Genomic DNA, 9,544 nt, shown 5'->3' with positions numbered 1-9,544 from the left:
TCGCGAGGACGGCGCGGGGCGCGGATTGCTAAGGGGCGCGCCCACTCGCCCCTTAGCCCGTCCGCATGCGCAAGCGCCGCTGAAACTGCCAGAAGCCTGGCGGGCGGAACTCTCTCAGTGCCCCGCGCTGCTTAGCGCACAGCCCCGCGCTGCTTAGCGCACAGCCCTGCGCTGGCGGGCGGAACTCTCTCAGTGCCCCGCGCTGCTTAGCGCACAGCTCCGCGCTGCTCAGCGCCCAGCCCCGCGCTGCTCAGCGCCCAGCCCCGCGCTGCTCAGCGCACAGCCCCGCGCTGCTTAGCGCACAGCCCCCGGCTGCTCAGCGCATCACTTAACCGGGCCCACCCACCGAGTGACGCCGTACCAGCGTCGGACTGAACATATTGGTGACTTCCGGCAGCTCGCTGCCGTGCGCCAGCGCCAGCGCGAGCTGCGCCGCCTGCTGTGCCATGGTGACGATAGGATAGCGCACGGTGGTAAGGCGCGGGCGCACGTAACGTGACACCAGCACATCATCAAAACCGATCAGCGACATCTCTTCCGGCACGCGGATGCCGTTATCACTCAGCACCGCCAGGGCACCCGCGGCCATTGAATCGTTATAACAGGCGACGGCCGTCAGAGACTTGCCGCGTCCCAGCAGTTCTGTCATCGCCTGCTCACCGCCTGTTTCATCCGGCTCACCCCAGGCTACCAGACGATCGTTACAGGGCAGACCATGCTCCCGCAGCGCATCGTAATAACCCTGCAGGCGATCTTCCGCATCAGAAATGGTGTGGGTGGAGCAGATAAAGGCGATATGCGTATGCCCCTGCTGGATAAGATGCCGGGTAGCGAGCCAGGCGCCATAGCGATCGTCCAGCGCGATACAGCGTGACTCAAAACCCGGGATCAGCCGGTTCAGCAGCACCATCCCCGGCACCTGACGCATCAGCATCTCCAGATCGTCCGCCGGGATTTTCTTGGCATGCACCACCAGCGCTGCGCAGCGATGGCGCATCAGCTGCTCAATCGCCTGTCGCTCTTTTTGCTCATTATGGTAACCGTTACCAATCAGCAGAAAGTTGCCGGTCTCGCCAGCCACTTCATCCACCGCTTTTACCATCGCACCAAAAAAAGGATCGGAGACATCACCGACCACCAGCCCCAGCGTTTCAGTGGATTGCTGCGCCAGCGCACGCGCATTGGCGTTAGGGTGATACTGCAGCTGCTCCATCGCCTGTGTTACCGCAAGGCGCGAACCTTCGCTGGCTTTGGGAGAGTTATTGATAACGCGGGAAACGGTCGCAACCGACACCCCGGCCATACGGGCAACATCCTTAATGGTAGCCATGCAATTATCGACATCCAGGGAAAACGTTTACACATCGCATCAGTGTTACGGAAAAGCCCCTGAGCCGCAAGCGATCAGAATGCCAGCGTTGTCGCAAAAGCGCGGAAAATCAGCTGCTCACATGCAGACTTCAGGCGGACTGCAGCCTCATGCTATGCTGCCGCGCACTCTCTTTTTATCTGCCGGACACTCTCATGAAAACACGCGTGCCGCATCTGGCGCACTGGGGCGCTTTTACCGCCGTGACGGAAAATGGCCGCCTGACAGGCTGCGAACCCTTCTTTGCCGACGCCGATCCCTCACCGATGATCCATACCATCCCGGAGCTGGTTTACTCTGACAAACGTATCCGCCAGCCAATGGTGCGCCGCTCGTGGCTGAAATCACGCGAGCACAGCGATCGTACCCTGCGCGGGCGTGAAGATTTTGTGCCGGTCAGCTGGGACACCGCGCTCGATCTGGTGGCGGAAGAGAACCGTCGCGTACGTGAACGTTACGGGGCCTCCGGCATTTTTACCGGCTCATACGGCTGGTCCTCGGCCGGGCGGGTCAACCATGCGCGGACGCTGGTCCGGCGTTTCTATTTTCAGGGGGGCGGCGGCGTCGATCAGCAGGGGAACTACAGCTGGGGCGCCGCACAGTTCTTCCTGCCCTATGTGATCGGCACTTACATGCCGCTGACCGGGCGCGTGACCGACTGGCCGCAGGTGGTGGAGCATGCGGAAATTTTTGTCGCCTTTGGTGGTCTGGCGCTGAAAAATGCGCAGGTCGCGTCGGGCGGAGCGGGGCAGCATAGCCTGAAACCGGCGCTGGAGCAGCTGCGCGCCCGGGGAACACCGGTGATCAATATTAGTCCGCAGCGCGATGACTGTCCGGCGTGGCTGAACGCCGAATGGATCCCGATTCGGCCCAATACTGACGTCGCGCTGATGCTGGCGCTGGGCTATGAGATCCTGCGTAACCGCGCCACTGACGAAGCCTTCCTCGCCACGCACTGCACCGGCTGGCCGCAGCTGCGCGCCTACCTGCTGGGCGAAAGCGACGGCGTCGCAAAAACGGCAGCCTGGGCGAGTGCCATTACCGGTATTCCGGCCGCGCGTATTGCGCAGCTGGCACAACAGCTGGCAGGTAAGCGCAGCTTTATAACCAGCGCGTATTCTGTGCAGCGCGCGCATCGCGGTGAGCAGCCCTACTGGATGATGATCGCGCTCTCCTGCATGCTGGGTCAGCCGGGCCTGCCGGGCGCAGGCTTCTCCTTTGGCCATGGCTCAATGAACAGCGTGGGCAATCCGCGTCAGGAGGGGCCGGCACCAATGATGAGCACCGGGCCTAATCCGGCAAACCTGGCGATTCCGGTAGCGCGCATCAGCGACATGCTGCTGCAGCCGGGCGAACCCTACGATTTCTGCGGTGAGACGCTGCACTATCCTGATATTCATCTGGTGCACTGGGCGGGCGGTAATCCGTTTCATCATCATCAGCAGCTCAACCGGCTGGTCGCCGGCTGGCAGCGACCCGATACGGTGATTGTGCAGGATATTGTCTGGACGCCCGCGGCGCAGATGGCGGACATTGTGCTGCCGGTGACCACCACGCTGGAGCGCAACGATATCGGCGGATCGTCGCGCGATCGTTTTGTGCTGGCGATGCACCAGGCGGTCAGGCCGCAGCATCAGGCAAGAAATGACTTCGATATCTTTGCCGATATCGCCGATCGCCTCGGTTATCGTGAGCGCTTTACGGAAGGGCGCAATGAGATGCAGTGGATTGAGCATCTCTATCAGCAGTGCGCACAGGCCCATGCGCGACGCGATATCCCTTTCCCGGCGTTCAGTGAGTTCTGGGAGCGCGGGTTTGTGGAGATCCCTGAAGGCGGAAAACCCTATATCTTTATGGAGGAGTTTCGCGCCGATCCGGACGCACATCCTATCGCCACCGCCAGCGGCAAAATTGAGCTCTTTTGCCAGACCATCGCGGACTATCAGCTGGATGACTTCGCAGGCCATCCCGCCTGGCGTGAGCCGCAGGAGTGGCTGGGTGCGCCGCTGAGCGCTGACTATCCGCTGCACATGATTTCAGTACAGCCTGCCGACCGGCTGCATAGCCAGCTGGATGCGACCCCTGCCGTTCAGTCCAATAAAACCGCCGGGCATGAGACGCTGTCGATGCATCCGCAGGATGCCGCACAGCGCGGGATTGCCGACGGGGAAGTGGTTGAGGTAAGCAATGCGCGCGGACGGATGCTGGCTGGCGTGCGCCTGACCGACGGCGTCGCGCCAGGCGTGGTGATCATCGCGACCGGCGCATGGTTCGATCCCGGCTTTGGCGGTACGTGGCAGCCGTGGGATCGCGCCGGCAACCCGAACGTGCTGACGCTGGATATCGGTACTTCTTCTCTGACGCAGGGGCCAAATGCGATGAGCTGTCTGGTCGAGGTCAAAAAACATCGCGGTTGCACAACCCACTAACAATCTCACCGCTGGTTACATTTTGCGGGCAACTGTTGCGTTTAAGCAGGTGCAGGGCGGTCAGCCCGCTTGCTACAGTCAGGGTCCCAGAGGTATTGATGGGTGAACATCAACACGTTTTTTTGATTACACCAACCTGCGCAGATGCGCAGGTTTTTTTTGTCCGCTGTCTCTGCAAATAACTGAAACACAGTTTTCCTGTCAACTTGCCAGGCCTTTCTTTATAACAGCCGATAACCAGTCCGGATAACGACTTTTACCGCAGCGGAATGCTATGCCTCCAATCAAAAAATTTCTGGGTAAAGACCAGATTAAAGCCCCGTTTAACCCGTTTCGTTTTCGTCTGATCTGTCTGGGCGTGCTGACCTGTATGGGACTGCTGCTCGCCCGCGTCGGCGATCTGCAGCTCATCAACCACCCGATGCTTGAGCATGAAGCGGACCAGCGTTCGCTGCGCACCGTTACGCTGCCCACAAATCGGGGCACGCTGCTGGATCGCGACGGCCAGGCGCTGGCACTGAGCGTGCCGTCGCGCGACATCATTGCCGATCCCAAACGCGTGCTGGAGGCGAATCCCGACTTCAGCAGTGCAAAGTGGGGATACCTGGCTGCGGCGCTCAGCCTTCGGCCGGAAGATCTGCAGGCGCAGATCGTGGCTAATCCGAAAAAACGATTTCTCTATCTGGGACGTAAAATCGAGCTGGGCATAGCCAAAGATATCGCGGAACTGCATCTGAAAGGGATCAGCTCGGTGTATAACGACAGCCGTTTTTATCCGATGAGTGAAGCGGCCGCGCCGCTGATTGGCATTGTCGGTGCCGACAGTAACGGGCTTAACGGGCTGGAGAAAGGGTTTGATCGGGTGCTGCAGGGCGAGCCGGGCAAAGAGGTCTATCGCCAGGATGGTGAGGGTAATATTATTTCGATGATTGAGTATGAGCCGCCGAAGCAGCCGCCCACGGTGCAGCTCAGCATCGATAAGTTTGATCAATTTACCCTCTACAGCAGGCTGCGCGACGGTGTGCTGCTGAACAAAGCGGACTCCGGCGCTGCGGTGCTGGTGAAGATCGATACCGGTGAAATTCTGGCAATGGCATCGTATCCGTCGTTTAACCCGAATAATTTTGATAAAGCGACGCCCGCTCAGATGCGTAACGTTGCCATTAATGACAGTTTTGAACCCGGTTCAACGGTCAAACCGCTGGTGGTGATGGAGGGGCTGGAGCGCCATCTGGTCAGGCCTGATTCGGTGATCGATACCACGCCCTACAGCGTCAATGGCCACCTTATCCGCGATGTCGGCCACTGGCCGCGTCTCACCATGACCGGCATTCTGCAAAAATCGAGTGACATCGGCGTATCGCACATTGCGCTGGCGATGCCGGCAGAAGCGCTGGTCAATACTTATCAGGCATTTGGCCTCGGCAAGCCTACCGGGCTGGGATTAACCGGCGAGAGCGTGGGCTACTTTCCGCTGCATCGCGAGCGCTGGGCGGATATTGAACGCGCAACGTTCTCCTTTGGCTATGGCCTGCGCGTGACGCCGCTGCAGATTGCGCGCGAATATGCCACGCTGGGCTCGTTTGGCGTTTATCGCCCGCTGTCAATAACCAAAGTTACACCACCGGTGCTGGGCAAGCAGGTTGCCAATCCGCAGATTGTACAGACCGTGGTGCATATGCTGGAGAGTGACGTACTGCCGGGCGGCACCGGTATCAAGGCTGCGGTACCGGGTTATCGCCTGGCGACCAAAACCGGTACCGCAGAGAAGATGGGCAGCAGCGGCAAATATGATGGTGGTTACGTGAACTATACCGCCGGGATCGCGCCAGCCAGCCACCCGGAGGTGGCGCTGGTGGTGATGATCAACCATCCCACCGCGGGCGATCACTTCGGCGGCTCTGTGGCCGCTCCGATCTTCGGCAATATTATGGGGCCGGTGCTGAAGCACATGAACATTGCGCCGGATGCGCTTTACAGCAAGCCGCCGTCAGATAAATCCTAGCCAAATCAAAATGTAACCAGCAGGATGCGCTGTTCACACCTGGTTGCATTTCACCGAATACGGTTGCGTTTAGCCGCTGTTATTCCTCAGGCTGCTGCGCGACGATAGCGATCCCAGAGGTATGATTGGTGTGAAGATCGGCTGCTGCGGCAGCGATACCTGCAGTGCAGGTATAACCCTGTTCGGTTGCACCGACCCACGCAGACGCGTGGGTTTTTTTTATCTTATTCCTGCGGCTCCGCGTCGCAGTTTGTCAGGGACTCCGCTTTAATTCTGCTCTGTACTTGTCGCCGCCCGGCAAATCCTGCAAGGTAATTATCATTTTTGACTTTGCTAAGGAGCTGGCATGCTGTTTAACATTTTGCGTACTCTCTGTCGCCTGCTATGGCGCGTGGAGCTGCGCGGCGATCTCACGGCGCTGCATAAAGAGAAAGTGCTGATCACCCCTAACCATATGTCCTTTCTGGATGGCGTGCTGGTTGCGCTGTTTTTACCGATCAGACCGGTATTTGCTGTCTATTCTGCGATCAGCACCCGCTGGTATATGCGCCTGCTGACACCCATTATCGATTTTGTTCCGCTTGATCCTGCTAAGCCGATGTCGGTTAAACACCTGGTCCGCATGATCAACACCGGCCGCCCGGTCGTGATTTTTCCGGAAGGTCGCATCACCGTGACCGGGTCGCTGATGAAGATCTACAGCGGTGCCGGCTTTGTGGCAGCTAAATCGGGCGCAACGGTCGTGCCGATGCGCATTGAAGGGGCGGAATACACGCCGTTTGGTCGTCTTGGCGGGGTTTTTAAGCGCCGCCTGTTTCCCCGAATTACGCTGAGCGTGCTGCCGGCGACCCATATTCCGATGCCGGAAGCGAAACGCGCCCGCGATCGGCGCGTGCTGGCAGGCGAACACCTGCACCATATTATGATGGAAGCGCGCATGGCGGTGCGCCCGCGTGAAACGCTGTATGAAGCGTTTCTCAACGCGCGTACCCGCTACGGACTGACCAAAGCCTGTATTGAAGATGTGAATTTCCAGCCAGACAGCTATACCGGGCTGCTGAAAAAGGCGCTTGGGGTCGGACGTATTCTTGAGCGCTACAGCCGGCAGGGGGAGTATATCGGCCTGCTGCTGCCTAATGCCACCGTGACCGCTGCGGCGATCCTCGGTGCATCAATGCGCGGGCGCGTGCCGGCCATGCTTAACTATACGGCTGGCGTCAGCGGCATGCGTGCCGCGCTGACCGCCTCGCAGGTAAAAACCGTGTTTACCTCACGCCAGTTTCTGGAAAAAGGCAATCTGTGGCATCTGCCGCAGGGGCTGACTGAAGTTGAATGGATCTACCTCGAAGATCTGAAAGAGACGGTAACGCTGCAGGATAAACTGTGGATCCTCGGCCATCTGCTGCTGCCGCGCCGTGCACAGCTGGCGCAGCAGCCGGAAGAGGCGGCGATGGTGCTGTTTACCTCTGGATCGGAAGGCTATCCCAAAGGGGTGGTGCATTCCCATAAAAGCCTGCTGGCTAACGTAGAGCAGATCCGCACCGTGGCCGACTTTACGCCGCGCGATCGCTTTATGTCAGCACTGCCGCTGTTTCACGCCTTTGGTCTGACGGTGGGCCTGTTTACACCGCTGCTGACCGGGGCGCAGGTTTTCCTCTATCCCAGTCCGCTGCACTATCGCATCGTGCCGGAGCTGGTTTATGACCGCAACTGCACCGTGCTGTTCGGTACGTCAACGTTTCTGGGTAACTACGCGCGTTTCGCCAGCCCCTATGATTTTGCCCGTTTGCGCTACGTGGTCGCCGGTGCGGAGAAGCTGCAGGAAGGCACGCGCCAGCTCTATATGGAGAAATATGGCATCCGTATACTGGAGGGCTATGGCGTCACCGAGTGCGCACCGGTTGTGGCGATCAACGTGCCGATGGCTGCCCGCACGCATACCGTTGGCCGTCTGCTGCCCGGCATGGATTCCCGTCTGATTTCAGTGCCGGGCATTGAGCAGGGGGGCCGGCTGCAGCTGCGTGGCCCGAATATCATGAATGGCTATCTGCGCGTTGACGCGCCCGGCGTGCTGGAGCCGCCCGTGGCGGACAATGGCGAAGGTGTGATGGAGGCGGGCTGGTATGATACCGGGGATATTGTCAGCTTCGATGAAGGCGGCTTTTGTCAGATTCAGGGCCGGGCGAAGCGCTTTGCCAAGATAGCGGGTGAGATGGTGTCGCTGGAGAGCGTTGAACAGATCGCGCTGAAAGCCTCCGGCGAAAAACAGCATGCCGCCTCGCTGCGGCCGGACGGTAATCGTGGCGAAGCGCTGGTGCTGTTTACCACCGACAGTGAGCTGACGCGCGAGCAGCTGCTCCAGGCGGCGCGTGAAACAGGTGCGCCAGAGCTGGCGGTACCGCGCGATATCCGCGTCATGAAACAGCTGCCGCTGCTGGGCAGCGGCAAGCCAGACTACGTCAGCCTGAAGCAGCTGGCAGAAGAGGAGAGAGCATGAGCCAGCATGAGGAGGCCCGTGCTCCGCTGCTGTCGCGCGGTATGATTGCCGTGATCGTGGCGCAGTTTTTTTCCGCTTTTGGGGATAACGCGCTGCTGTTTGCCACGCTGGCGGTGCTGAAGGATCAGTTCTACCCCGACTGGAGCCAGCCGATCCTGCAGATGCTGTTTGTCGCCACCTATATTCTGCTGGCGCCGTTTGTCGGGCAGATGGCCGACAGCTTCGCCAAAGGACGGGTGATGATGCTGGCGAATAGCCTGAAGCTGCTGGGTGCGCTGACCATCTGTTTCGGCTTTAATCCGTTTCTCGGCTATACGCTGGTAGGCATCGGTGCGGCCGCTTACTCGCCGGCGAAGTATGGCATTCTGACGGAAATCACCAGCGGTGAACGTCTGGTCAAAGCCAACGGGCTGATGGAGGCATCCACCATCGCGGCCATTCTGCTCGGTTCGGTTGCGGGCGGGGTACTGGCGGACTGGCATCTTCTGATGGCGCTGGCCGCCTGTGCACTGACCTACGCGCTGGCCGTTATCGCTAATCTCTTTATTCCCCGTCTCAGCGCGGCGCGTCCGGGTCAGAGCTGGCATGCGCTCAGGATGCTGCGCAGCTTCAGCAGTGCAGCACGTCAGCTGTGGCATAACGGTGAGACGCGTTTTTCCCTGCTGGGGACCAGCCTGTTCTGGGGAGCGGGAGTCACGCTGCGTTTTCTGCTGGTGCTCTGGGTGCCGGTGGCGCTGGGTATTACCGACAACAAAACGCCTACCATGCTCAATGCCATGGTAGCGATAGGGATTGTACTGGGCGCGGCGGCGGCGGCTAAGCTGGTGACGCTGCAGACGGTGCGGCGCTGCATGCCGGCCGGCGTGCTGATAGGGGTGATGGTCGTACTGTTTTCGCTGCAAACCACGCTGCTGAACGCCTGGCTCCTGCTGATGGTGATTGGCGCGCTGGGCGGCTTTTTTGTGGTACCCCTTAACGCACTGCTGCAGGAGCGCGGTAAAGCGAGCGTGGGATCGGGTAATGCGATTGCCGTACAGAATCTCGGTGAAAACAGCGCCATGCTGCTGATGCTGGGGCTCTATACGCTGGCCATTAAGCTCGGAGCGCCGGCCGTTGCCACCGGCACAGGCTTTGGCGCAGTATTTGCCGCCGCCATCGCGCTGCTGTGGTGGAAAGCACGTCCCGTATCCCCGTAGGGGGCGCATTCATGCGACCCTGGTGCGTTCAAAGGGCGTCATTAATGA

The 9,544-nt window shown here is 59.8% G+C and carries 5 protein-coding genes; 4 read left to right on the top strand and 1 reads right to left on the bottom strand.

The genetic code is table 11. The annotated features are described in order from the left end of the window. Positions 1 to 328 precede the first annotated feature (328 nt). Entirely contained in the window at positions 329 to 1,330 is a 1,002-nt protein-coding gene (galR, locus tag B3041_RS01265) for an HTH-type transcriptional regulator GalR (protein ID WP_039379986.1), read from the bottom strand. Positions 1,331 to 1,524: 194 nt separating this feature from the next. On the opposite strand from galR, the gene B3041_RS01260 reads away from it, so the two are divergent. The 4 genes from B3041_RS01260 (at position 1,525) to lplT (ending at position 9,496) form a co-directional block, all read left to right on the top strand. After that, positions 1,525 to 3,798, top strand: a complete 2,274-nt coding sequence (locus B3041_RS01260; protein WP_292968635.1) for a molybdopterin guanine dinucleotide-containing S/N-oxide reductase — start codon at positions 1,525 to 1,527, stop codon at positions 3,796 to 3,798. A gap of 274 nt (positions 3,799 to 4,072) precedes the next feature. Beyond that, positions 4,073 to 5,803 carry a penicillin-binding transpeptidase domain-containing protein gene (locus tag B3041_RS01255; protein WP_065648277.1) on the top strand — a complete coding sequence of 577 codons (1,731 nt, stop codon included), beginning with the start codon at positions 4,073 to 4,075 and terminating at the stop codon, positions 5,801 to 5,803. A 346-nt stretch (positions 5,804 to 6,149) separates the two neighbouring features. Further along, positions 6,150 to 8,300, top strand: coding sequence for a bifunctional acyl-ACP--phospholipid O-acyltransferase/long-chain-fatty-acid--ACP ligase (aas, locus tag B3041_RS01250; RefSeq protein WP_292968633.1), 2,151 nt, complete (start codon positions 6,150 to 6,152; stop codon positions 8,298 to 8,300). Then, entirely contained in the window at positions 8,297 to 9,496 is a 1,200-nt protein-coding gene (gene lplT, locus B3041_RS01245) for a lysophospholipid transporter LplT (RefSeq protein WP_065648279.1), read from the top strand. The genes aas and lplT overlap by 4 nt, the downstream gene beginning before the upstream one ends. The last annotated feature ends 48 nt before the right edge of the window (positions 9,497 to 9,544 follow it).

The sequence above is a fragment of the Pantoea sp. UBA4549 genome (assembly GCF_002387285.1).
Classification (GTDB): domain Bacteria; phylum Pseudomonadota; class Gammaproteobacteria; order Enterobacterales; family Enterobacteriaceae; genus Pantoea; species Pantoea borealis.
Note: the sequence above shows the minus strand (reverse complement) of the source record. Positions and strands in the feature narration are given on the sequence as shown.

What these genes read in the sequence shown, in the direction of transcription:
- galR (WP_039379986.1), bottom strand. Translation starts at nt 1,330, where the DNA reads ATGGCTACCATTAAGGATGTTGCCCGTATGGCCGGGGTGTCGGTTGCG.
- B3041_RS01260 (WP_292968635.1), top strand. Translation starts at nt 1,525, where the DNA reads ATGAAAACACGCGTGCCGCATCTGGCGCACTGGGGCGCTTTTACCGCC.
- B3041_RS01255 (WP_065648277.1), top strand. Translation starts at nt 4,073, where the DNA reads ATGCCTCCAATCAAAAAATTTCTGGGTAAAGACCAGATTAAAGCCCCG.
- aas (WP_292968633.1), top strand. Translation starts at nt 6,150, where the DNA reads ATGCTGTTTAACATTTTGCGTACTCTCTGTCGCCTGCTATGGCGCGTG.
- lplT (WP_065648279.1), top strand. Translation starts at nt 8,297, where the DNA reads ATGAGCCAGCATGAGGAGGCCCGTGCTCCGCTGCTGTCGCGCGGTATG.